The sequence below is a fragment of the Xanthomonas sp. DAR 80977 genome, assembly GCF_041240605.1.
Classification (GTDB): Bacteria; Pseudomonadota; Gammaproteobacteria; order Xanthomonadales; family Xanthomonadaceae; genus Xanthomonas_A; species Xanthomonas_A bundabergensis.
The window spans coordinates 2454950-2479060 of the sequence record NZ_CP162487.1; the positions used below are offsets into that span (position 1 = coordinate 2454950).

19 protein-coding genes and 1 tRNA gene are annotated in these 24111 nt (G+C 68.6%); 10 read left to right on the forward strand and 10 right to left on the reverse strand.

All coding sequences use genetic code 11. The annotated features are described in order from the left end of the window. Positions 1–360: 360 nt before the first annotated feature. The 3 genes from AB3X10_RS10455 to AB3X10_RS10465 all read right to left on the reverse strand — a co-directional run bounded on the left by AB3X10_RS10455 (position 361) and on the right by AB3X10_RS10465 (position 3589). A complete protein-coding gene (locus AB3X10_RS10455) occupies positions 361–1392 on the reverse strand; it encodes a restriction endonuclease (protein ID WP_369981332.1) in 1032 nt (343 codons plus the stop codon). A gap of 200 nt (positions 1393–1592) precedes the next feature. Beyond that, positions 1593–2231, reverse strand: coding sequence for a phasin family protein (locus tag AB3X10_RS10460; protein ID WP_369981334.1), 639 nt, complete (start codon positions 2229–2231; stop codon positions 1593–1595). Between the two features lie 83 nt (positions 2232–2314). After that, positions 2315–3589 carry a patatin-like phospholipase family protein gene (locus tag AB3X10_RS10465; RefSeq protein WP_369981335.1) on the reverse strand — a complete coding sequence of 425 codons (1275 nt, stop codon included), beginning with the start codon at positions 3587–3589 and terminating at the stop codon, positions 2315–2317. 87 nt (positions 3590–3676) lie between these two features. Here AB3X10_RS10465 and AB3X10_RS10470 point away from each other — a divergent pair, with 87 nt between their 5' ends. Continuing rightward, positions 3677–4396, forward strand: a complete 720-nt coding sequence (locus tag AB3X10_RS10470) for an FFLEELY motif protein (RefSeq protein WP_369981337.1) — start codon at positions 3677–3679, stop codon at positions 4394–4396. 212 nt (positions 4397–4608) lie between these two features. Here AB3X10_RS10470 and AB3X10_RS10475 read toward each other — a convergent pair whose 3' ends face one another. Continuing rightward, a complete protein-coding gene (locus tag AB3X10_RS10475) occupies positions 4609–4884 on the reverse strand; it encodes a polyhydroxyalkanoic acid system family protein (RefSeq protein WP_003473856.1) in 276 nt (91 codons plus the stop codon). Positions 4885–5007: 123 nt separating this feature from the next. Here AB3X10_RS10475 and AB3X10_RS10480 point away from each other — a divergent pair, with 123 nt between their 5' ends. Further along, positions 5008–5805, forward strand: a complete 798-nt coding sequence (locus AB3X10_RS10480) for an FHA domain-containing protein (protein ID WP_145706330.1) — start codon at positions 5008–5010, stop codon at positions 5803–5805. Here the strand turns inward: AB3X10_RS10480 and msrQ are convergent. Together msrQ and msrP are read right to left on the reverse strand one after the other, a co-directional pair. Continuing rightward, complete coding sequence (gene msrQ / locus AB3X10_RS10485) at positions 5774–6403, reverse strand: protein-methionine-sulfoxide reductase heme-binding subunit MsrQ (RefSeq protein WP_369981340.1); 630 nt, start codon at positions 6401–6403, stop codon at positions 5774–5776. The two genes, AB3X10_RS10480 and msrQ, sit on opposite strands and share 32 nt — an antisense overlap. Before the next feature lie 105 nt (positions 6404–6508). Beyond that, positions 6509–7477 (reverse strand): protein-methionine-sulfoxide reductase catalytic subunit MsrP, encoded by a 969-nt coding sequence (msrP, locus tag AB3X10_RS10490; RefSeq protein ID WP_369981341.1) that lies wholly within the window; start codon positions 7475–7477, stop codon positions 6509–6511. Positions 7478–7626: 149 nt separating this feature from the next. On the opposite strand from msrP, the gene serC reads away from it, so the two are divergent. The 3 genes from serC (at position 7627) to aroA (ending at position 11805) form a co-directional block, all read left to right on the forward strand. Next, positions 7627–8712: a 3-phosphoserine/phosphohydroxythreonine transaminase gene (gene serC / locus AB3X10_RS10495; protein WP_369981343.1), complete on the forward strand. Its 1086-nt coding sequence runs from the start codon at positions 7627–7629 to the stop codon at positions 8710–8712. A 100-nt stretch (positions 8713–8812) separates the two neighbouring features. Then, positions 8813–9979, forward strand: coding sequence for a prephenate dehydratase (gene pheA / locus AB3X10_RS10500; RefSeq protein ID WP_369981344.1), 1167 nt, complete (start codon positions 8813–8815; stop codon positions 9977–9979). A 512-nt stretch (positions 9980–10491) separates the two neighbouring features. Continuing rightward, on the forward strand, positions 10492–11805 hold the full coding sequence (gene aroA / locus AB3X10_RS10505) for a 3-phosphoshikimate 1-carboxyvinyltransferase (protein ID WP_369981346.1): 1314 nt from the start codon (positions 10492–10494) through the stop codon (positions 11803–11805). A gap of 78 nt (positions 11806–11883) precedes the next feature. Here the strand turns inward: aroA and AB3X10_RS10510 are convergent, their stop codons facing one another. After that, entirely contained in the window at positions 11884–12099 is a 216-nt protein-coding gene (locus tag AB3X10_RS10510) for a hypothetical protein (RefSeq protein WP_369981348.1), read from the reverse strand. A 106-nt stretch (positions 12100–12205) separates the two neighbouring features. Continuing rightward, positions 12206–12868 (reverse strand): energy transducer TonB, encoded by a 663-nt coding sequence (locus tag AB3X10_RS23235; protein WP_420018514.1) that lies wholly within the window; start codon positions 12866–12868, stop codon positions 12206–12208. A 158-nt stretch (positions 12869–13026) separates the two neighbouring features. On the opposite strand from AB3X10_RS23235, the gene serS reads away from it, so the two are divergent. From serS to AB3X10_RS10535, 3 genes are all read left to right on the forward strand, one after another. After that, positions 13027–14307, forward strand: coding sequence for a serine--tRNA ligase (serS, locus tag AB3X10_RS10525; RefSeq protein ID WP_369981350.1), 1281 nt, complete (start codon positions 13027–13029; stop codon positions 14305–14307). A gap of 572 nt (positions 14308–14879) precedes the next feature. Continuing rightward, the gene (locus AB3X10_RS10530; protein WP_145706358.1) at positions 14880–15866 is read left to right on the forward strand and encodes a LysR family transcriptional regulator; all 987 of its coding nucleotides are present in this window, start codon (positions 14880–14882) and stop codon (positions 15864–15866) included. A gap of 128 nt (positions 15867–15994) precedes the next feature. Continuing rightward, positions 15995–16084, forward strand: a tRNA-Ser gene (locus AB3X10_RS10535). 340 nt (positions 16085–16424) lie between these two features. Here AB3X10_RS10535 and AB3X10_RS10540 read toward each other — a convergent pair. Further along, positions 16425–17006 carry a hypothetical protein gene (locus AB3X10_RS10540; RefSeq protein WP_369981352.1) on the reverse strand — a complete coding sequence of 194 codons (582 nt, stop codon included), beginning with the start codon at positions 17004–17006 and terminating at the stop codon, positions 16425–16427. A 933-nt stretch (positions 17007–17939) separates the two neighbouring features. Between AB3X10_RS10540 and AB3X10_RS10545 the strand changes: the two genes are divergently transcribed. Beyond that, entirely contained in the window at positions 17940–18587 is a 648-nt protein-coding gene (locus AB3X10_RS10545; RefSeq protein ID WP_145706360.1) for a response regulator, read from the forward strand. A gap of 557 nt (positions 18588–19144) precedes the next feature. On the opposite strand, the gene AB3X10_RS10550 is transcribed toward AB3X10_RS10545, so the two are convergent. Beyond that, complete coding sequence (locus tag AB3X10_RS10550; RefSeq protein WP_369981354.1) at positions 19145–22720, reverse strand: Rne/Rng family ribonuclease; 3576 nt, start codon at positions 22718–22720, stop codon at positions 19145–19147. A gap of 394 nt (positions 22721–23114) precedes the next feature. On the opposite strand from AB3X10_RS10550, the gene AB3X10_RS10555 reads away from it, so the two are divergent. Continuing rightward, positions 23115–24107, forward strand: coding sequence for an RluA family pseudouridine synthase (locus AB3X10_RS10555; RefSeq protein ID WP_145706364.1), 993 nt, complete (start codon positions 23115–23117; stop codon positions 24105–24107). The last annotated feature ends 4 nt before the right edge of the window (positions 24108–24111 follow it).

Genomic DNA, 24111 nt, shown 5'->3' on the forward strand with positions numbered 1-24111 from the left:
TCCCGACTCCCCAATCCCGAATCCCGGCTCAAAACGTCGATACGCGGCTTGTATTGGTGACGAGTGGGGATTTGGGATTGGGGATTGGGGATTCGCAAGAGCGTTAGCACCTGCGAGTCCATCGTCCCGCTGGTTTGCATCTGGCCCGGCGAATCCGCTTTACCAATCCCGACTCCCCAATCCCGAATCCCGGCTCAAAACGTCGATGCGCGGCTTGCATTGGTGACGAGTGGGGATTGGGGAGTCGGCATTGGGGATTCGCAAAAACGTTAGCACCTGCGAGTCCATCGTCCCGCTGTTTGCATCCGGCGCGGCGAATCCGCTTTTACCAATCCCGAATCCCCAATCCCCAATCCCCGCTCAAAACGTCCTGCATTGCCGCCAGCGCACCGGCTCGTCGCGGTCGGGGCGCGGATTGAGCTGGATGCGGACGGTGCGCAGCGAGGGGTAGCGTTCCACTTCCTTGCAGATCCCCGGCCACACCTGCGCGTCGTCGCCGCTGCGGTCGATCACCAGGGTCATCTGGGTCTGCCAGATGCCGCGGATCACGCCGGGCGTCCTGGCCAGGGCCTTGGACACCGACTGGCGATAACCGGCTTCGGTGACGGCATCGGGTTGCGCGCTTGCCGGCTGCACCGCGGCCGCGGGCGCAGCAGGTGCCGCAGCCGCGGCCGCGGCGACCGGCGGCGGACTGGCCGCGGGCGGCGCTGGCGTGGGTGCTGGCGTGGCAGGCGCGGGTGCGGGGGCAACTGCTGGCGCTGGCAGCGTGGCGGCGGACGCGGCATCGTCGCTGCGCTGCTGCAGCGCCAGCCCGCCCAGTCCCACCAGCAGGCCCAGCGTCAGTGCGGCCAGCGCGGCGATCGCGGTATGCCGCTGCGCACGCCGGCGGCTGGCGCCGATCACCCCGTCCTCCAGTTCGCTGGGCAGGTAGCGCTTGAGCATCGGCCAGATGCGGCGGCCGTCGAGGATCTCCACCGACTGCTTGTCGGCCGCGGCGATGCCGTCGCGCTGCACCTTGCCCTCGGTGACCAGGATGCCGCCCTGCGCGCCCATCAGCCGCGCCGCGGCGCCCAGTTCGTTGACCGCGGCCGAGCCGATCCGGTAGGCGCGGCCGTGCTTGCACGACAGCAGCCAGCGCGCATCGCCGCGGGTCATCACGAAGTCGCTCTGCGGTTCCTGGGACGCGTCGTCGTCGGCGACCGCGTCGTGCAGGTCGCGCTGCTCGCGCATCGCGCGCCGCACCATGCGCGAGAAATCGCGCCAATGCAGTCCGGCCAGGGCATGCAGCCCGGCGGTGGTCTCGTTCTCGCGGCGACGGACCACCCACAGGTAGAGCGTGGCAGCGAGCCATGCTCCAACTGCCAAGACCGTTGCCGCTATCCAGGAAAACATGCTCGCACCCGCGTAACGCTATCGATGACGCCAGTCTATCGCCAGCGTGTCACAGCGCCGGCAAGGCGACAGCGGGAAACGGCGGACAGGAGAAGACCCGCCAGTCCGAAGCCGAGAGGGGAGGGGAGCAAACGGTCTTCTGATGGACTGGCGGGTCCGCCCCGATTGTCGGGAAAAATCTGCTGCTTTGCAACAAAACCTTATTCAGCGGACGCCGGCGCGGTCGCACGCTTGCGGCTGGCGCGTTTCGGCGCCGGCGTGGCGCTGGCGACCACCGGGCCGGCACGGCGCCGGGCCGGCGCCGCCTGCTTGGCCGGACGCGATTTGGGCGTGGCGGTCTTTGCCGCCTTCTTGGCCGCTGGCGCCTTCTTGGCCGGTGCCGGGCGCGCGCGGCGGCCGCTGCCGAGGTTGCGCAGTTCGGCATTCAAAGCGTCTACGCGATCGACCAGGGTGCCGAGGTCTTCGCGGCTTGGCACTTCCAACCTGCGCAAGGCGCGCTGCACCCGGTCCTCGAACACCTTCTCCAGCCGGTCCCAGGTGTCGGCGGCGCGTTCGCGCGCCTGGCCGACCCGGTTCTCGACCACATCGCGCACCGCATCGACGCCGCCGCCGGCCAGCTTGCGCGTGCTCTGCTCCAGGGTCAGGCCTTCCTTGACCAGGGTCTCGAACAGCTTGCCGCCTTCGGCCTGGGCGCGGCCGAACGCGCCGACCCCGGCCAGCCACACCTGCTGCGCCGATTCGCCCAGGCGCTTGGACAGCTTTTCCGCCTGCGCCTGCAGGCCCTCGTCGGCAGCGGCGGCAGACTTCTTCTTGCGTGCGGATTTCTTCAGGGTGGCCATGACGGTGCGGTTCCTTCGGCGGTTGGGTGGCTGGATTCGAGACTCACGGCGTTGGTTAGAGTAATCACACCAGCGCGTGCGCCTCAGTCGGCGGAAAGCGGCGGCGTAGGCCGCGTGCGGCGCGTGGCGCGACGCCGGGCGATGACCTGGTCGACGTCGTCGAGTGCGCGGCGCAGGCGCGCGGTGGTCTCGGTGGTGCGCCCCGGCTGCACGTCCACGCCGTCGAGGAAGGTGCGCTGGCGGTCGTTGAGGATCTGGTGGCGCAGGGCGATGCCGTGTGCGGCCAGCATCGGTTCCAGCACCTCGGCGTTGCGGCGCAGGTCGGCCATGGTGTTGCGGTAGGCGAGCTGGCACACGCGGTGCCGCGCGGCATAGCTGAACAGATTGGTGAAGAACAGTTCGCTGTTGTCGGCATTGGGTTCGAACACCAGCTGGTCCACCCGCGGGTACTGCCGCGCGTACTTTTCCAGCCCGACCTGCATGCGCGATTGCAGCAGGGTGCGGAAGGTCTGCGACAGCACCGCCGGCAGGCCGCCGCTGAGCAGCCGCGCGCGATCGATCTGGCCGTTGCGGCGCGGTGCGTGGGTGGCGTCGTAGGGCACCAGCGGATTGATCCCGATCATCAGGTCGATGCCGCGCTCCAGCAGCGTGGACGCATGCATCGTGCGCCGCAGCGCGCCGTCCACGTAGTGGCGGCCGTCGATCTCCACCGGCGGGTACAGCCCCGGCAGCGCGGCGCTGGCCTGCACCGCCAGCGAGATCGGCACCTGGTCCAGGCCCGGCTCGCCGAAGCGCACGGTGCGGCCGCTGTCCAGGTCCACCGCGACCACGAACAGATCGGCGTCCAGCGCGCGGAAATCGTTGCTGCGGCCGCGCCGGCTGAACACGTCCTGCATGAAGCGCTCGACCCCGGCGTTGTCGAACAGGCCGCTGGGCACCAGCCCGCCGAAGCGGGTGATCAGGTCCGACCAGCGCGTCTTGCGCGGCTCGGTCAGCAGGTCGTACCACCAGCCGTAGGCGAGCTTGGGCAGGGTCGCGGCGCGGCGCAGGTATTCGTAGACGTTGGGGCGCAGGAAATCCTCGGGCCGGAAGTGCGCATCGTCGCTGTTGCCGGTGACGAAGATCCGGCAGATCTCGGCGCTGCTGATGCGGTTGGCCAGGCCGGCGGTCAGGAACGCGCCGGAGCTGACCCCGACGTAGCAGTCCAGCCGGGTCAGGTCGAGTCCGTCCAGGGCCTCGTCCAGCGCGCGCAGCGCGCCGAGTCCGTACATGCCGCCGATCGGGCCGCCGCCGGCGATGGCCAGGCCGATGCGGCCGTGTGAGCGAGGGCGGGGCGAGGCGCTGTGGAGGGAAAGCATGCACGGTCCGCGGAAGGCGTCGGCCGGAGTGTAGCCGAGCTGCATGATGCTTGCGGTCACGCCCGGCTGCCACCATCATCGGCGCCCATGGCGCGCAGCAATCCCGTCCTGGAACGACTCGGCCGCCGCCTGGCGTGGCACCAGGCCGTGCACGATCCGGCGCACGAGCCGCGCAACGCGCTGCGCTGGCTGCAGGAATTGCGGCGCTGGCAGTCGCAGCGGCTGGAGCGCAGCTTCGAGCATTTCCTGGAAGACCCGCAGCGGCGGCCGGCGGCGATGTTCTTCCTCACCGACGTCTACGGCGACCGCGATTTCAGCCGGCGCGACGCCGACATCGTCAAGGTGCTGCCGATGATGCAGCGGCTGATGCCGGCCACGCTGCTGGACACGGTGGCCGACGGCATCGAGCTGGGCGTGCTGACCCACGCGCTGGACCTGCGCATGGCCGAGGCGCTGCAGGCGCTGGCGCCGCGCCGCAAGCGCCTGGACGACGACCTGTACGCCGAGGCCTACCGGCACACCGGCCTGCGCCGCCTGCGCCTGCACCAGATCGACCTGATCGCCAGCGTCGGCCTGGGCCTGGCCGGCGCGGTGCACACTCCGGGCGTGCGCATGCTGCTGCGCTTCGCGCGCGGCCCGGCCAAGGCGGCGGGGCTGTCGGAGCTGCAGGGATTCCTGGAGCGCGGCTTCGACGCGTTCTCCAAGCTGGGCGACGCCGAAGGCTTCATCGGCGACATCGAGACCACCGAGCGCGAGGTCTCGCGGCGCCTGTTCGCCGGACACCCGCAGCCGTTCGCGTTCGACTGAGCGGGCCGGATCCTCACCCCAACCCCTCTCCCGGTGGGAGAGGGGCTAGGCTGTTCCTTCTCCCATCGGGAACATGGCCCCCTTTTCGGGGGAAGGTGGCCCGCAGGGCCGGATGAGGGTACGGGCGAAGCCCCGTGCATCCAAACTCCGCGAGACGCTTTGCGCCGCACCCTCACCCCAACCCCTCTCCCGGTGGAAGAGGGGCTAGCGGTTCAGCCCAGCTTTTCGGCCAGGACGCGGCGGATCTCGCTTTCCACCGTGCCCTTCAGCGCCGACAGCAGGAAGCCCAGCTCGGCGGTGACGTGCACCTGCTTGGGCAGCAGTTCGATCCGCCCGTCCACCCCGGAGCGCGAGAACAGCAGCGCATCGCCGTCCCAGCGCGATTCCAGGTCGAAACGTTCGGACAGCTTCTTGGCGGCGTCCTCGATCGCCTTGCGCGCCTGTGCGGGGGTCTTGCCGTGGTCGTGGCGGATGTCGATGCTGGACATGCTGGCTGGCTCCTGTGCGGGCATGCGGCCCACGGAAAAGATCAGGCATTGTGCGTATGCGCGGAGTGTTGTCCAGGCGCGGCGCGCTTCTTCAAGCGCGGGCAACCTGCTAGGCTCCCCGCCGTGCCCGACCTGCAAGTCCATTTCAGCAACCGCCAGCAACCCGACCGGCCCTTGCGCGCGGGCGTGCACCGCATCGTGCGGCAGGCGTCCGGCCACGTGCGCGTGGTCGACGATACCCAGGGCGCGCTGCTGCTGGCGCAGTTCTGCCTGGACCGGCGCGGGCTGTGGCTGCAGGTGGCCAACGGCGCCCGCGGCATCCATGTGAACGGGCGCCCGGTGCGGCGCATGGCCTTGCTGCGCGCCGGCGACGCGGTCTATGCCGATGGCGTGGAAATGGTGGTGCTGGGCGTGTGCGAGCCGCTGCAGCGCCTGCCCGACGCGGCCGAAGGCGAGGGCGAGGATCCGCGGCTGGTGCTGCGCGGGGTCGGCGGCCAGCACCATGGCCGCAGCTATACGCTGGACCGCGTGCGCAGCATCGGCCGCCTGCGCGACTGCGACATCTGCATCGACGATCCGGCCTTCGCCGAACGCCACGCGCGCCTGGAACGGCATGGCGAGCGCGTGCTGCTGCGCGGGCTCGGCGATGCGCAGACCCAGGTCAACGGCAATGCGGTGCGCGATTGCTGGCTGCAGCCGGGCGACCAGCTGGTGTTCGACGCCCAGCACCGCTTCGTGCTGGAAGTGCCGCAGGCCGCGCCCGGCGAGCCGCTGAAGCACGATCCAGCCAGCGTGCCGCTGGCGGCCGCGCCGGTCGCCGCGCCGCGTCCGGCCACCGCCTTGCGCTGGCCGTGGCTGTTGCTCAGCGCCCTGCTGCTGGCGGCCGCGCTCAGCGGGCTGCTGTGGTTCGGCGCGCGCTGAGCGCCCGCCAGCCGCGCCAGCCCAGCAGCAGCGCCAGGATCGCCGCGTACAGCAGCGGTTCGCGGATGTCCGATTTCACCAGCCACCAGAAGTGCAGCACCGCCAGCACGCCGATCGCGTAGATCGCCTTGTGCAGCTTGCCCCAATTGCGCTTGAGCCGGCGCATCCAGCCCTGGGTGGAGGTGATCGCCAGCGGGATCAGCAGCAGCCAGGCCAGGAAGCCGACGGTGATGTAGGGGCGCTTGACGATCTCCTCGAAGATCTGCGCCCAGTAGCCGCGCAGGTCCAGGCCCAGGTACACGCCCAGGTGCACGCAGGCGTAGAAGAACGCGTACAGCCCGAGCATGCGCCGGAAGCGCAGCAGCACCGATTGCCCGCTCAGCTGCCGCAGCGGCGTGATCGCCAGGGTCAGCAGCAGTAGGCGCAGCGCCCACAGCCCGGTGCGGTGCTCGATCTCGGCCACCGGATCGGCGCCGAGCGCATCGCTGCCGGCCTGCCACACCTGCCAGAACTGCCAGCCCAGATAGGCCAACGGCGCCAGCGCGAGCGCATGCACCAGCGCCTTGGCGGCGATCAGCGAACCAGATGTCTTAGCCATGCGGTCTCAGTACGTCGGCGGCGGCGAGGCAGATCGGACGCGAGCTCGAAGGCCGCACAGCCGCCGCGTGCTCCCAATCCCCAATCCCGAATCCCCAATCCCGGCTCAATACCATTTCTTCAGATCCATCCCGGCATACATCCCCGCCACCTGCTCGGCATAGCCGTTGAACGGCCGGGTCGGGATGCGTTCGGCGAACAGCTTGCTGGCCTTGCCGGCGATGCGGCGCTCGGTCTTCTGGCTCCAGCGCGGATGGTCCACCGCCGGATTGACGTTGGAGAAGAAGCCGTACTCGGAGGCCTGCAGTTCGTGCCAGGCGGTTTCCGGCATGCGCTCGACGAAGCGGATCTCCACGATCGACTTGATGCTCTTGAAGCCGTACTTCCACGGCACCACCAGCCGCAGCGGCGCGCCGTTCTGCTGCGGCAGCGGCTTGCCGTACAGGCCGGTGGCGAGCAGGGTCAGCGGGTGCATCGCCTCGTCGATGCGCAGGCCTTCCTTGTAAGGCCAGTCGATCGAGCGGTAGCGCACGCCGGGCATCTGCTGCGGATCGGCCAGCGTGGTGAAGGCAACGTACTTGGCCTTGGAGGTCGGGGCGAAGCGCTTGAGCACCTCGGCCAGCGGCACGCCCAGCCACGGGATCACCATCGACCAGCCCTCCACGCAGCGCAGCCGGTAGATGCGCTCCTCGGCGCGGCTGCCCTTGAGCAGGTCGTCCAGCGCCAGGGTGCCGGGCTTTTCGCATTCGCCGGACACCTTCACCGACCACGGCGCGGTGCGCAGGGTCTTGGCCGCCTTCGACGGATCGGTCTTGTCGGTGCCGAACTCGTAGAAGTTGTTGTAGCTGGTCACGTCCTCGTAGCGGGTCAGTTCCTCGCTGGTGCGGAAGCCGCTGCGCGCCTGTTCCGGGGTCAGCACGGTCTTCGGCGGCGGCGGCGGCTCGGCATCGGCGCAACCGGCCAGGCCCACCGCCGGTGCCAGCGCCAGGGCCTGCAGCAGGCGCCGGCGGTCGCGGTAGAGCGCCTCGTCGGTGACCTCGCGGCTGGGGATCTTGAGCACATCGCGCAATGACATGGCTGACTCCTGGAGGGGGCGGGGACGGCTGGGGACTTCGGCAAAGACTACGCTGGCACCGGGCCAATGGATGCAAATGCAACCTAAATTGTCCGGGCCGCAAGCTGGTGCGCTGCGGCATACTAGGCGTCTTGTCCGATAGGTGCCCCATGACGCGCGCGTTCAATTTCAGTGCCGGCCCCGCTGCATTGCCGGAATCGGTCCTGCGCCAGGCGCAGGCGGAGATGTTGGAGTGGAACGGCGTGGGCGCCTCGATCGTGGAGCTGAGCCACCGCGGCGCCGAGTTCATGGCGGTGGCGGCCGAGGCCGAGGCCGACCTGCGGCGCCTGCTCGGCATCTCCGACGACTATGCGGTGTTGTTCCTGTCCGGCGGCGCCACCACCCAGCAGGCGCTGCTGGCGCTGAATTTCGCCGCGCCCGGGCAGACCGTGGACTACGTGGTGACCGGGCACTGGGGCAAGACCGCGATCAAGCAGGTGACCCCGTACGCCAACGTGCACGTGGCCGCCAGCGGCGAGGCCGGTGGCTTCCACGCCATCCCGCCGCGCGCGCAATGGCAGCTCAGCGCCGATGCCGCCTACGTGCACATCACCGCCAACGAGACCATCCACGGCGTCGAGTTCCGCGACGCGCCGGACGTGGGCGCGGTGCCGCTGTTCGCCGACTTCAGTTCCAGCATCGCCGCCGAGCCGATCGACGTGTCGCGCTACGCGGTGATCTACGCCGGCGCGCAGAAGAACCTGGGGCCGGTCGGGGTGGCGGTGGTCATCATCCGCAAGGACCTGTTGCAGCGCAGCGGCCAGCCGCGCGCCGACATCTTCGACTACCGCTCGCATGCCGCGCGCGACTCGATGCTCAACACCCCGCCGACCTGGAACTGGTACCTGGCCGGGCTGGTGTTCAAGTGGATGCTGGCCGAGGGCGGGGTGGAGGAGTTCGCGCGCCGCAACCAGGCCAAGTCGGCGCTGGTGTACGCGGCGATCGACGGCTCCGGCGGCTTCTACCGCAACGAGGTGGTGGCCGAGGCGCGCTCGCGGATGAACATCCCGTTCTTCCTGCCGGACGAGACCCTGACCGCGCGCTTCGTCGCCGAATCCAAGGCGGCCGGGCTGCTTGCGCTGAAGGGCCACAAGGCGGTCGGCGGCATCCGCGCCTCGCTGTACAACGCGATGCCGGTGGCCGGCGCGCAGGCGCTGGTCGCCTTCATGCGCGACTTCCAGCAACGCAACGGCTGAGCGCCATCCCCCTGTAGGAGCGGCTCAAGGTGGCCTCGGGCCATCAGCCGCGACCGGATCGCGCCCGCAGGCGCTCCGCAACATCGAGGAACCACGATCCATGGCCGCAAAGCCGAAGAAATCCCCAGCGACAGACACCAAGCCGGCCAAGCCGACCCCGACCGCCGTCGCAAAGCCCGCGGTCGCCGCGCCGGCGCTGGCCGACGTGCGCGCCAAGATCGATGAGATCGACCGCACCATCCAGGCGCTGATCGCCGAGCGCGCGCAGTTCGCGCACCAGGTCGGCAAGGCCAAGGGCAAGCTCGCCGCCGCGGTGGACTACTACCGCCCCGAGCGCGAGGCGCAGGTGCTGCGCATGGTGGTGGACCGCAACCAGGGCCCGCTCAGCGACGAAGTGCTGGTGCACGTGTTCCGCGAGATCATGTCCGCCTGCCTGGCGCAGCAGGAGCCGCTGAAGATCGGCTACCTCGGCCCGGAAGGCACCTTCAGCCAGCAGGCGGTGCTCAAGCACTTCGGCCGCTCGGCGGTGGGCCTGCCGATGGCGACGATCGAGGAAGTGTTCCAGGAAGTGGAGAGCGGCAATGCCGATTTCGGCGTGGTGCCGGTGGAGAATTCCGGGCAGGGCACGATCCAGGTCACCCTGGACATGTTCCTGACCTCGAACCTGAAGATCTGCGGCGAGACCGAGCTGCGCGTGCACCAGTACCTGCTGTCGCGCACCGGCCGGCTCGATGCGATCGAGCGCATCTATGCGCATCCGCAATCGTTCGCGCAGACCGCCGGCTGGCTGCGCGCGCATCTGCCGAAGGTGGAGAAGATCCCGGTGTCGAGCAACGCCGAGGGCGCGCGGCGCGCGCGCAACGCGGAGGATGCGGCGGCGATCGGCGGGGAGAGCGCGGCGCACGTGTATGCGCTGAAGAAGGTGATCATGAAGTCGATCGAGGACGACGACGACAACACCACGCGCTTCCTGGTGATCGGCCGGCAGATCTTCCCGCCGTCGGGGCACGATCGCACCTCGGTGCTGGTGTTCATCCACGACAAGCCGGGGGCGCTGTTCGATGTGCTCAGTCCGTTCGCGCGGCATGGGATCAGCATGAACCGGATCGAGTCGCGGCCGTCGCATCAGGCGAAGTGGGAGTACGGGTTTTTCATCGATCTGGCCGGGCATGTGGAGGACGAGTCGATGAAGCAGGCGCTGGCGGAGTTGAAGGCGCATTCGGCGCAGATCAAGGTGTTGGGGTCGTATCCGGTGGCGGTGCCCTGATCTGGCCTGTTCGGTCGCCGGCGATCTGGCGTCCGTAGTGGGACTCGAACCAACGACCCGCTGATTAACAGTCAAGTGCTCTGACTGGCTGAGCTGGAGAAACGGCAACAGCAAAAGGCTTTCGCGCGTTGCGCGACTTACTTTTCTTTGAACGGCCAAAGAAAAGTAAGCAAAAGAAAGGCCGCCCCAGTCGGGTCGCCCCGCGCTGCGCGCGGGGTCCGCGAGCAACCTGGGATTTTTCGATGGCACATCCATGTGCCAGCGAAAAACGTCGCGCATCCTGCGCGCCGCCCCTGCGGGGTTGTTCCCAGGCCGCTCGCCGACCACTCAATGGGGACCCCTGAAAAGCGAACAGCAACAACTGAAAAGCGAACAGCAGCAACAGCAACAGCAACAGCAATAACAACAACCACGGCAGCGGCAGCGGCAAAATCAGCGGCGGCGGAATCAGCCGCTACGACAAGATCAACAGCGCGCCCGCTGCGGGGGCGACGGCAATCTCGGGAATGGTGATGAGCAACGCGCAATACTGGATCGCAACGAAGGGCTCTGCTTTGCAGGGGACGTTGAATGTGCCGGGCGACAAGTCGGTCTCGCATCGGGCGGTGATGTTCGCGGCGCTGGCCGATGGGGTCTCGCATATCGATGGGTTCCTGGAAGGCGAGGACACGCGGTCGACCGCGGCGATCTTCGCCAGGCTCGGGGTCAGGATCGACACGCCGTCGCCGTCGCAGCGGATCGTGCACGGGGTCGGCGTCGATGGGCTGCAGGCGCCGCAAGGCGAGCTGGATTGCGGCAACGCCGGGACCGGCATGCGCCTGCTCGCCGGCTTGCTGGCGGCGCAGCCGTTCGACAGCGTGCTGGTCGGCGACGCGTCGCTGTCCAAGCGGCCGATGCGCCGCGTGACCGAGCCGCTGGCGCTGATGGGCGCGCGCATCGACACCGATGCCAACGGCGTGCCGCCGCTGCGCATCCACGGCGGGCAGCCGCTGCGCGGCATCGACTTCGCCTCGCCGGTGGCCAGCGCCCAGGTCAAGTCCGCGGTGTTGCTGGCCGGGCTGTATGCCGAGGGCGTCACCTCGGTGCAGGAGCCGCATCCGACCCGCGACTACACCGAGCGCATGCTGTCCGCGTTCGGCGTGGAGATCGCGTTCGCGCCCGGCCACGCGCGCCTGCGCGGCGGCCAGCGCCTGCGCGCCACCGACATCGCGGTGCCGGCCGATTTCTCCTCGGCGGCGTTCTTCATCGTCGCCGCCAGCATCATCCCCGGCTCGGACATCACCCTGCGCGCGGTCGGCCTCAATCCGCGCCGCACCGGCCTGCTCGCCGCGCTGCGGCTGATGGGGGCGGACATCGTCGAGCACAACCACAGCGAGCACGGCGGCGAGCCGGTGGCCGACCTGCGGGTGCGCTACGCGCCGCTGCGCGGGGCGCAGATCCCGGAGGACGTGGTGCCGGACATGATCGACGAGTTCCCGGCGCTGTTCGTCGCCGCGGCTGCTGCACAGGGCCAGACCGTGGTCACCGGCGCGGCCGAACTGCGGGTCAAGGAGTCCGATCGCCTGGCGGCGATGGCCACCGGCCTGCGCAGCCTGGGCATCGTCGTCGACGAGACGCCCGATGGCGCCACCATCCATGGCGGCGCGCTGGGCAGCGGCGTGATCGAAAGCCATGGCGACCATCGCATCGCGATGGCGTTCGCGATCGCCGGGCAACTGGCCCAGGGCGAGGTGCGGATCAACGATGTCGCCAACGTGGCCACGTCGTTCCCGGGCTTCGACAGCTTGGCGCAAGGCGCCGGGTTCGGCTTGGTTGCTGCTGCCTGAGCAGCGCCGCGCTCTGCCGGGCGCGGCTGGGATAGCTGCACCGATCGCTGGGGTGCGGCGGATGCGCGCAGCGCGCCGCTAGGGCGCGCGTGGCGGATCGCTGGCCGGCGTCGCCGGTGCCGGGGCATTGGCCGGGCCGTCGAGTCCGCGATCGCGGCTCATCCACCAACCGCTGGCCGCCAGCACCAGCGCGATCAGGATGACCCAGGCCCAGGGCGAACCGCGATGGGCGTGGGCACGGTCGGTATCGCGTTCGCGCCGATACAGCTCCTGCGTCTCATGTTGTCTGGACATGGTCGTGCTCCTGCGTCTCAGGGACGCGACCAGTCTTGCGCCGATTCCGTTCGCGAGGTGTCAGCCGCCCGTGAACGCAGCATGCGTCCTGCAAGCGGTGTTCAGCTTACTGAGCCGGCTTGAAATCGAATGGGATCTCGAGGCTGCCGGCGACCGCCTGGCCCTTCTGCTGCGCCGGCCGGAAGCGCCAGCGGCGCACGGTTTCCATCGCCGCACGATCCAGCTCGCGCGAGCCGCTGCGCTTGACCAGGGCCACGCCCGCGGGGGCGCCGCTGGCATCCACCTCGACCCGCACCACCACCGTGCCGCTGTCGCCGCGGCGCAAGGCCGCCGATGGATAGCGTGGCGGCGGCTGACCTTCCAGCGGCACAGGACGATCGCCCGGCGCCAGTGCGGTGGCGTTCGTCCCCGCAGCAGCGGCGTCGGTGCCACCCGGCGCCGGCGCCATCGCATCGGCGGCGGGCGGCGGAGCAGGCGGCGCGGTCTCGACCAGTTTCGGCACATCCTCCGCTGCCGGCGGCTTGGCTTGCGGCATGTCGCTGGCGCCGCTGCCGGCGGGCAGCGGTTCGGGCAGCGGCTTGATCTCCGCCGCATCCTGCTGCACCTGCGCCGGTTGCGGCTTGTAGAAGTCGTTGTCCTTGCGCCCGACCAGCCACACCGCCAGGAACAGCAGCAGCCCGGCGCAGAACGCGATGCCGACGATCACGAGGAGGCGCCGCGGCAGGCGCAGCACGATGCCGGTGTTGGAGGACGGAGGCGACGTGGACATGGGACTCACCTTTGGGAACCGCTGGATTCTGGCATAGCCGCGGTGAATCGGTCGCCCAGCGCGCGCGCCTCCGCGTCCCGTCGCTGCCGCGCGATTGCGGCAAAAGCGCGGCCGACAGGCGATAATGCGCGGCTCCGATCCATCCACGTGCCGCGCCCATGCTCGATCCCGTCCTGCTCCGCCAACAGCCCGCCGACCTCGCCGAGCGCTTGCGCACCAGTCGCGGCTATGCGCTGGACGTGGCCGCCCTGGAGGCCCTGGAGGCCGACCGCAAGCGCATCCAGGTGCGCACCCAGGAGCTGCAGAGCCTGCGCAACAGCCGCTCCAAGGCGATCGGCCAGGCCAAGGCCAAGGGCGAGGACGTGGCCGCGCTGATGGCCGAGGTCGCCGGCTTCGGCGACGAGCTGAAGGCCTCCGAGCAGCGCCTGGACGAGATCCGCGCGCAGCTGGAGACGCTGGCGCTGGAGATCCCCAACCTGCCGCAGGCCGACGTGCCGGCCGGCAAGGACGAGGCCGACAACGTCGAGGTGCAGCGCTGGGGCACGCCGCGCGCGTTCGATTTCGAGGTCAAGGACCATGTGGAACTGGGCGCGCGCCATGCCTGGCTGGACGGCGAGACCGCGGCCAAGCTGTCGGGCGCGCGCTTCACCGTGCTGCGCGGCCCGATCGCGCGCCTGCACCGCGCGCTGGCGCAGTTCATGCTCGACCTGCATACCGGCCCGCACGCGTACCAGGAAACCAACGTGCCGGTGATCGTCAACGCCGACAGCCTGTACGGCACCGGCCAGTTGCCCAAGTTCGAAGAGGACATGTTCGCCACGCATTTGGGCGAGCAGAAGCGCTACCTGATCTCGACCTCGGAGATCTCGCTGACCAACCTGGTGCGCGACGAGATCGTCGAGGCCGAACGCCTGCCGCTGCGCATGACCGCGCATTCGCTGTGCTTCCGTTCCGAGGCCGGCAGCGGCGGCCGCGACACCCGCGGCATGATCCGCCAGCACCAGTTCGAGAAGGTGGAACTGGTCAGCATCTGCCGGCCCGAGGACAGCGCCGCCGAGCACGAGCGCATGACCCGCTGCGCCGAGGTGGTGCTGGAGACGCTGGGGCTGCCGTACCGCAAGGTGCTGCTGTGCACCGGCGACATGGGTTTCTCGGCGACCAAGACCTACGACCTGGAAGTCTGGCTGCCGTCGCAGCAGACCTACCGCGAGATCTCCTCGTGCTCCAACTGCGGCGATTTCCAGGCGCGGCGCATGCAGGCGCGCTGGCGCAATCCCGCCACCGGCAAGCCGGAGCTGCTGCACACGCTCAACGGCTCCGGCACCGCGGTCGGCCGCGCGATGATCGCGGTGATGGAGAACTACCAGAACGCCGACGGCTCGATCGACGTGCCCGACGCGCTGCGTCCGTACATGGGCGGCATCGAGCGCATCGGTTGAGTCTCGGGCGCCGCGCATGCGGCGCGGCGGTCGCCTTGCGGAAGTGTCTGGCGGCATCTGTGGGAGCGACTTCAGTCGCGACGGGGCTTTCTCGGTGATGCCCGTCGCGACCGAAGTCGCTCCCACGGTCGTTGCCAGCTGCCGAAAACCATGCCGGCTCTGTGTCCCATGCCATGGCGGCTATGCGGATGCCGTGGCTGCGTACCGTCCACGCCCAGGCAGGCGTTCCGGCCGATCCGACCTCCCTGCGCTTCGCTGGCCTGTGTTCGGGCCAGATGTGTTCGATGGCATCGGCGCAACGGCAACCAAGACGCCCCAGCCATCCCATGCTGGAATCGCTGCGAACGAACCAGCGACCATTCGCTGGTGCGAAGCACAGGGCCAGGGCAGGGCGTTCACGCGATCGCCCTGTCGCGAAGCGGAAGCGACCGTGTAGCTGCTGCCGGAACGGGCCGCCGCGGCGGTGCTCGGGACACGCCACGGCAGGTGGACCTGATTGCACAGCTCGGATCGTTGTGGGAGTAGAATGAACCCAACGCGATTTCATTCATCGTTCTAAATATCGAAAGAACATGCACGATCTCAACGACCTGTACTACTTCGCGATGGTGGTCGACCACGGCGGTTTCGCCGCGGCCGAGCGTGCCCTGGGCATCCCCAAGTCGCGCCTGAGCCGCCGCATCAGCCAACTGGAAACCGACCTGGGCGTGCGCCTGCTGCAGCGCTCCACGCGCCGCTTCGCGGTCACCGACCTGGGCATGAGCGTGCATCGCCACGCGCAGACGATGCTGGCCGAGGCGCAGGCGGCGCGCGAGGTGGTGGACCGGCTCAGCGCCGAGCCGCGCGGCCTGGTACGGGTCAGCGTGCCGGTGTCGCTGGCGCAGATGCAATTGCCCAAGCTGCTGCCGATGTTCCTCGACCAGTACCCCAAGGTGCGCTTGCAGTTGAACATCAGCAACCGCCGCGTGGACATCATCAACGAAGGCTACGACGTCGCGCTGCGCGTGCGCTCGCGCCTGGACGACGACGGCAGCCTGGTGATGCGCAGCTTCGGCCAGGTGCAGGAACTGCTGGTCGCCAGCCCGAAGTACCTCGACCGTGCCGGCCGTCCCAAGGATCCGGAAGAACTGACCTCGCACGTGACCCTGAGCATCAGCGAGGACGAGGCGCGGCAACGCTGGGAACTGCACGGACCGGCCGGCGAAGTACGCCGCGTCGACCTGCAGCCGCGCGTGGCCGGCTTCGATTTCCCGCTGCTGCAGTCGATGGTCAAGGACGGCTTCGGCATCACCCTGCTGCCGGAGACGGTCTGCGCCGACGCCGTGCGCAACGGCGAACTGGAAGTGGTGCTGCCGGAATGGTCGCTGCCGCAGGGCATCTGCCACGCCGTGTTCGCTTCGCGCCGCGGCCTGCTGCCGGCGGTGCGGGTGTTCATCGACTTCCTCGCCGAGCACCTGCCGCGCCAGATCGAGGCCTCGCGCCTGGACTGCAGCGGCTGCCCGGAGCGGATCAAGGTCAAGCACTCGACCCTGGGCGCGATGGCGGTCGAGGCCGGCTGAGCAAAACCCGCGCGGCCGTGCGAAAATGCGCGGCCGCAGCGCCACCGCCGACGCTGCGCGATGCCCTGACAGTTGCAAGCGCGTGCCAGGCAATCTGGCGTGAAGCGTGAAGCGGTGTGGTCGCAATCGGAGAGATGGCCGAGCGGTTTAAGGCACCGGTCTTGAAAACCGGCGAAGGGTCAAACCTTCCGTGGGTTCGAATCCCACTCTCTCCGCCAATCCATAAGAAAAACCTCGCAATTGCGGTTTTTTTTGCATTAATGTCGCGGGCTATCCACCCAGCTACCCGACCAGCCATGCCGTTCGATTTTGGGCGATCTGTCGGGCCACCCAGCGCTGCACCGCTAAAAAGCCCATGGCGGTGGGTGGCCGACGCGGATCGGCATGGGAGGAACACGTGGCCCAGAAGATCGACTCGGCGTCCGCCGCCGAGACCGCCGAGGCCATGTACTCGTTCCGCTTAGTGGCCGTGCAGCGCGACGGCAGTGGCTGGCTGGGAAGGTCGAAATGTTCTCTTGCGCCCCGATCAACTCGCATTGCGTGAGACACACGGCCGCTTCAGGGCTTCGACGCAGATGCGTCGTCACTGAGGACCTGCTTCAAGCCGTCCTCCGCAATGCGAAACGCGGTCGCGGCAAGGGCACATACCTTCTGCATCCCTTCGATGGCGATACGCTCGGATTCCGGCGTTCCCGGGGCATCTGGTACAAATCCTGCGACATTCCGAAGTTGGGCTGCCAGGCCAATACCCATGCTCAAATGTTTCGAGATCCTTGGCTCAAGGACGAACAGCCTCGAAAAGTGAGCTTCGATGGTGGGTGTTCTCTCGCGTCGGAACATCTGTAGATACGTTCGCCTGTCATCGGCGGAGGCTGACAGGCGATCCGGGAAATCTGGTGAGCTCAACTGGTCCGCCATGGCCGTGTAGTTTCGCGCGGCTGCGGCCACCTCGTGAAAAAGGTAGTAGCTGAGCAGCCGACCCTCCTCGGCGCGTAAGAAGACTTCGTTCCGATGGGCGGCTTCGGAAGTTCGATTAGCAGCTACGCTGAGCCGCCAGACCGAGAAGCCGACGAGAACAGCTACTACGACTGAGGCCCAATCGGCTGTATTGCCGTGGTCGAGTGCGAGGGGGCAGAACATGCTGGCTTCCTTCCGTGGCCCAATTCAGAGTTAGACATTGCCACAGGATACGGCTGCGGAGCACCTAGCCAGAGGGCGCGCGATCGCAAATGCGGGGCGCAACCAGATAGGCGAATTGCCCGGGCCGGTGTGGGCGGCGGTCACGCGCGCGGCGTTCGATGCGCTGTGTGGCGCTGCGTCGCTGCCGGAATCTACGGTGAGGTGTAGGGACATCCGCTAACCACAAACCGCTACCGGCAGGAGAAGGTGCAGCAAGCGCTGAAGCGGATCGACTACCGCGTTGGCGTCTGCCGCTGGGCTATATGAGGAACGGCATGAATCGTCCAGCAGTTGCAATACGTTATGGAAGAAATGGCGGAGGGGGCAGCGCGACCATCCCGCCGCGGTGCCCGCTGCCGCCAGGAAGCCAAGTACAAAAGCGGTCGGCAAAAAAGCGACGGGCCTGCTGGCGCAGCTGAAAGGAACAAGGCACAAAGGGTAACTGGAGAAAGGATGTAGCGCAGCGCCCGCCGAGCGTCCCGAACGCGACAGTGCTGCTGATGCTCGCGAGAACGCTAGCCGTAGCGCCCGACATCCAGTGGGAAAAATCCCGATCGGCATGCCGCGCGATTGCGCCGAATGAGGTCAGGAAAATCTGACCCGATATCAGGCTTTGCCCTGATAACGTTGTCGCCGGCCGGCCGCGATACTGCACCTGCCTGACGCAGGTACCGCCGCGCTTTCCTAGAGGAGCGAACAGGCTGGTCTCTCGCCCTGCGTGCCGAGCCTTGAGTAAGCCCGGCGTGGTGTTTTTTTCGGCATGATGAAAGCGCAACACGCCCAGCTGAGCGTGCTGTGAAATCTGGACGATTTTGTCTACAAATTCCGGTTGCCCTGAACAATTCACGCCGCTAGTCTGACTATGCGGCGTTCGCTGCGTTGGGGTTATACGAGATGGCCATTAGAGTTTTTTTGGTCGACGATCACGCTCTTGTCCGTACCGGCATGAAGCTGATCCTTTCGAATCAGACCGATATCGAGATCGTCGGTGAGGCCGAGAGCGGCGAGGCCGCGATGCCGCAGATCCGCCAGCTGAAGCCGGACATCGTGCTCTGCGATCTGCATATGCCAGGCGTCAGCGGGCTCGAGGTCACCGAGCGCATCGTCAAGGGCGACCACGGCACCAAGGTCATCATCGTGTCGGTGCTGGAAGACGGCCCGCTGCCCAAGCGCCTGCTCGAGGCCGGTGCGTCCGGCTACGTGGGCAAGGCGGGCGATGCGCAGGAACTGCTGCGCGCGGTGCGCGACGTGGCGATGGGCAAGCGCTACCTCGGCGCCAACATCGCGCAGAACCTGGCCCTGGCCAACCTGGAAGGCGGCGGTTCGCCGTTCGATGCGCTGTCCCCGCGCGAACTGGAAGTCGCGCTGCTGCTGACCCGCGGGCTGCGCCAGGAAGACATCGCCAAGCGCCTGAGCCTCAGCGCCAAGACGGTCAACACGCACAAGGCGCGGTTGTTCGAGAAGGTCGGCATCCACGACAACATCGCACTGGCGCGGCTGGCGACGCAGTACGGCCTGCTGGATCCGGCGCATCCGCTGTAAGCCGGCCTGTCGTACCTGCGTGATGCGAAAAAAAGCGACCTGACCGGTCGCTTTTTTTTTTGTCTGCATGCATCATGCCCGGCGATGATCGCTGGGGCGACTATGGCGAGAGTTCAGTCACTGCGGGCATTCCTGGTAGAACCTGTCGCGACTGAAGTCGCTCCCACACAAAGCGTCGTGGCGACCAAGCGACCGAAAGACCTTATGCCCAGGCAGCCAGGCAGCTTTTCGGCAGACGCTGCGACATCCCGACCTGCGAAGCGCTACGACGGTGTAGGGCGGTGGAGCAGGTCGCTCGCGAACATTTCCGTTTCGATCCGCGAGGGTGCAGTGGCTAGGTGTTTCGCAGCCATCGTGACGCGCGCTGCTTCCACGATATGCCGCTGAAACCGGGCAGGACACGCGCCTGTTCCACGAAGCGATTCGGCGAAGATTCCCGCAAAGGCGCGGGTGCCGGACCGCGCCAGAATCGCGTGGCAGAACAGAGGCGCGATTCACGTACAGAAAAAAAGCGGCCCGAAGGCCGCTTTTTGTTTGCTGCGAAGAACGGGCGCCGATCAGCTGGCGCGTTCCTTGTGCTCCTTGTCGTCGTCGCTTTCGCTGTCGCCGGCCCTGCTGTGCGGCTGGTGCTGGGCGACGCTGACCGGCGCGTCCGCCGGAGCGGCAGACGGCGCATCGAACAGGCCGTTGCCAGCCGCAGCGGCAGGTGCCGGTTCGGCATCGCCGACGTGGCGGTTTTCGGCGCTGTCCGACACCGGAGCAGCAGCGACCGGCGCGTGTACCGGCGTCGGTTCGACCGCCGCGGCCGGCGCTTCCTCATGGAACACGTCCAGCAGCGTGGTCTGCACCGGCACGTAGGCCGGCTTGCTGGGCGCTTCTTCCTCGGCGAGCGGTTGCGGCGTCGGCGCGGCGTCCTGCTGCGGCTCGGCGACCACCGTGGCTGCCGTTGCCGGTTCCTCGGCTGGCGCGACCGGTGCCACGGCGGCTTCCGGTTCCGCAGCGGGCTTCGCCGCAACGACCGGGGCGGGCCGTTCGACGATCGGCGTCGACGCCGGCTGCAGCGCCGCTTCGATCGCCGCCGGCGGCGTGTCGGACGCGACCGGTTCGGCGACGAACGCCGGCGCAGATTCCGCTGCAGGCGCTTCCGCTGCAGGCGCCGCTTCGGGACGCGAGACCGGCACTTCGCTGGCGGAAGGCAATGGCGCCGCCGTCACCGGCGTCGCTGCCGCCGTGGGTGCCACTGCCGCAGGTGCCACTTCCGCCGGTGCAGCCTCGGCCTGTACCGGCTCGGCAACTGCCGGTTCGGCAACGGCGGGAGCCGTTGCGATCGTCGCCACCGCGGCTGCGGCGACCGGCGCGGACTGCGCCGGGGCAGCGTCGGCGTTTGCCTCGGCTTCCTGCGCTGCAACGGCAGCGACCGGCGCCTGCGCCGCGGCAGGATGCTCCTGTCGCGGCCGCGGCTCGCGCTTTTCCCGCGGTGTACGCGGCGCCTGCTGCGGCTTGGCCTCGGCGGCTTCGCCGGGGGCGGTGTCGTCGTCGAAGTCGAACTCCGGCTGGTTGCGGCTCGGCGCCGGCGCGGTTTCGCCGTCGCTGTCGCTGTCGCCGGCATCCAGTTCGTTGTCGTCGAACGCCGCGCCCTCGCTGCCGCTGCCGGCTTCGCCATTGCCGCGACGGCGGCGGCGGCCGCCACGACGGCCACGACGGCGGCGGCCACCGGCCTCGCCATTGGCGTCGTCGGCGTCGCCGTTCTCGCCGGCCGGGACCGCCTGCGCGGTTTCCGCGGCACTCTCGCGTTCATCGACGCTCGCCGGTGCCACGTTCGACTGCGGCGCGGCCGCTGCCGGCGTGGCGGTGTTGACCTCGCTGACCGGTGCGTCGCTGCTCAGCGCGGCGGCACCACCGGCCACGGCGGCGGCCGCGATCGTGGTGGCGTCCTGCGTTGCAGCGGCGGGAGCGGCGGCGACGGGCTTGGCCGCGACCTCGTCCTGGCGCGGCTGGCGCTGCGGCTTGTCGCCCTGCAGCGCGGCCGATGCCGGCTCCTGCTGCGGCCGGGGCTGCCGCGGCGGGTTCTGCGGCTGCTGTTGCTTCGGCGCCTTCGGCTGCTGCGGCGGGTTCTGCTGCGGCTTGGCCTGCTGCGGCGCCTGTTCGTTGCGCGGCGGCTTGGCCGCCAGGTTCTGCTGGCCGCCTTGCGCATTGCCGCCGCCGTTGCCCGGACGCCGCTCGTCGCGACGCACGTTGCCGCCGTTGCCGCGCGCGGCATTGCCGCCCTGGCCGCCGTTGCGGTTGCCGCCATCGCGACGCGCGTTGCGGTCGCCGCGGTCGTTGCGGTTGCGGTTGCCGTCGTGGGCGCGCTGGCGCTGCGCCGGCTCGCTCGCGGCCGGCGCCGGCGCCGGGCTTTCGCCGGCACCGAAGATCCGCTTCAGCCAGCCGACCACGCCGGTGGCCGGAGCCGCGACCGGAGCGGGCGCCGGGGCCTGGACCTGCACGGGCGCGGCGACCGGTTCGGGCGCCTCGACCACTTCGCGCACCGGGGCCGGCTGCGAGTGCTTCACATTGGTCACCGCGGGCGCCGGAATGTTCAGCTGCGCCTTGGTCAGCGCATGCACCGGCAGCTTGCGCGGGGTGTTGCGCTGGTAGCTGGGCTTGGCGCTTTCCTCGCCGAGCTCGTTCTCGCGCAGGCGGGTCACTTCGTAGTGCGGGGTGTGCAACTGCTCGTCGGCGACGATGACGATCGGCGCGTCGTGGCGCTTCTCGATCTCGCTGAGCGCGCGGCGCTTCTCGTTGAGCAGGTAGTTGGCGATCTCCACCGGGGCCTGCACCAGCACCTGTCCGGTGTTCTCCTTCATCGCGTGCTCTTCGGCGACGCGGATGATCGACAGCGACATCGACTCGACGCTGCGCATGCGGCCATGGCCGTCGCAGCGCGGGCATACGATCTGGCTGGACTCGCCCAGCGACGGACGCAGGCGCTGGCGGCTCATCTCGAGCAGGCCGAAGCGCGAGATGCGGCCGATCTGCACCCGCGCGCGGTCGTACTTGAGCGCGTTCTGCAGGCGGTTCTCGACTTCGCGCTGGTGCTTGTTGGAGGCCATGTCGATGAAGTCGATGACCACCAGGCCGCCGAGGTCGCGCAGGCGCAGCTGGCGCGCGACCTCTTCGGCCGCCTCCAGGTTGGTCTGGAACGCGGTGTCCTCGATGTCGCTGCCCTTGGTCGCGCGCGAGGAGTTGACGTCCACCGCGGTCAGCGCCTCGGTCTGGTCGACCACGATCGAGCCGCCGGACGGCAGGCGCACGCTGCGCTCGTAGGCCGCCTCGATCTGCGATTCGATCTGGAAGCGGTTGAACAGCGGGATGTCGTCGGTGTAGTGCTTGAGCTTGCGCAGGCTCTGCGGCATCACCTGCTGCATGAACTCCTGGGCATCGCCGTACATCTCGACGGTATCGACCAGGATCTCGCCGATGTCGGCGCGCAGGTAGTCGCGCAGGGCGCGGATGATCAGCCGCGATTCCTGGTAGATCAGGAACGGCGCCGGCTTGGCCAGCGCGGCCTCGGCGATCGACTTCCACACCTGCAGCAGGTAGTCCAGGTCCCACTGCAGCTCTTCGGCGTCGCGGCCGACGCCGGCGGTGCGGATGATCACGCCCATGTCGTCGGGGATGTTCAGCTTGTCCAGCGCTTCCTTCAGCGCGGCGCGGTCCTCGCCCTCGATCCGGCGCGAGACGCCGCCGGCGCTGGGCGAGTTCGGCATCAGCACCATGTAGCGGCCGGCCAGCGAGATGAACGTGGTCAGCGCGGCGCCCTTGTTGCCGCGTTCTTCCTTGTCCACCTGGACCACCACTTCCTGGCCCTCGCGCAGCAGCTCGCGGATCGTCGCCTTGTTGTGGTCGACGCCGGCCTGGAAGTAATCGCGGGAGATTTCCTTCAGCGGCAGGAAGCCGTGGCGCTCGCCGCCGTATTCGACGAAGGCCGCTTCGAGCGAGGGTTCGAGCCGGGTGATGCGGCCCTTGTAGATATTGGACTTCTTCTGTTCCTTGGACGGCTGCTCGATGTCGATGTCGTACAGGGTCTGGCCGTCCACGATGGCCACACGCAGCTCTTCCGCCTGCGTGGCGTTGATCAGCATTCGCTTCATTGTTGCGTTCCTCGCGCTGCTACCGCGCGGAACGCCATGGGGTTTCGCTTCTGGTCACGCTTCGCCGCCCATCGCGCAGGCGCGGGGTGGGCGGCTTGGGTTTCCAGCGCTACGACACCACGGCGAGCCGCGGGAGCGCTTCTTTCTTTTAGGTGGTTCAGGACCGGCGGCGACTCCAGCCAGGCTGGGCGCCGCACGGGGCATGTTCAGCGCGGACGCTTGTGGCATCCGGCGATGGCCGGGTAGGCCGGTGAGCCGCTAACATGGCCGCCCCGGGGGCGGTGGTCGCGCACTGTGCCGGAATCGTCGCAAGCCGGGCTTCTGGCCCTGCGCTAACTTCCAACGAAATCAAACCCTTATCTCGCCCCCCGAGTGTAACAGAATAAACTGCCTGATGACTTCCCCCCCGATCCCTCCCAAGCCGCGCGACGTCGCGACCAGCGCGGTGCGCATTCTCAAGGTCCCGGAAGACAGGGCTGGACAGCGTGTAGACAATTTCCTGCTCGGCCAGCTCAAGGGCGCGCCGCGCAGCCTGATCTACAAGCTGATGCGCAGCGGCCAGGTCCGGGTCAACGGCGGCCGCACCAAGGCCGAGCGCAAGCTGGAGGCCGGCGACGAGGTGCGCATCCCGCCGGTGCGGCTGAACGAGGAGGGCGAGAAGACCGCGCCGCCGGACGCGTTCATGGCCCGGCTGGAGGCGGCCATCGTCTATGAGGACGCGCGGCTGCTGGCGCTGAACAAGCCCTCAGGGGTCGCCAGTCACGGCGGCAGCGGGATCAGCTTCGGCGCGATCGAGACCCTGCGCGCCTTGCGCCCGAACCAGACGCTGGAACTGGTGCACCGGCTCGACCGCGACACCTCCGGGTTGCTGATCGTGGCCAAGAAGCGCTCGGCGCTGACCGAGATGCAGGCGCTGATGCGCGAGGACGACCGGGTCGAGGGCCGCGGCATCAGCAAGCGCTACCTGACCCTGCTGGTCGGGCGCATGCCCGACGGGGTGATGAGCGTGGACGCGCCGCTGCACATCGGCCTGCGCCAGGGCGGCGAGCGCCACGTGCAGGTGAACGCGGCCGGCAAGGAATCGCTGAGCCATTTCCGGGTGCTGGAACGGCGCGGCGGGCATTCCTATTGCGAGGTGCGGATCGAGACCGGCCGCACCCACCAGATCCGCGTGCATGCCCAGCACCTGGGCCATCCGGTCGCCGGCGACGACAAGTACGGCGATCCGGCGGTCAACAAGCGCCTGCGCGAACAGATCGGGCTCAAGCGTCTGTTCCTGCATGCCGCGTCGCTGGAATTCACCCTCGACGGCGGCAAGACCCCGTATCTATTGAATGCGCCGCTGGCCGACGAGCTGGCCGAGGCGTTGAACCGCCTGGGCGGCTGACCCA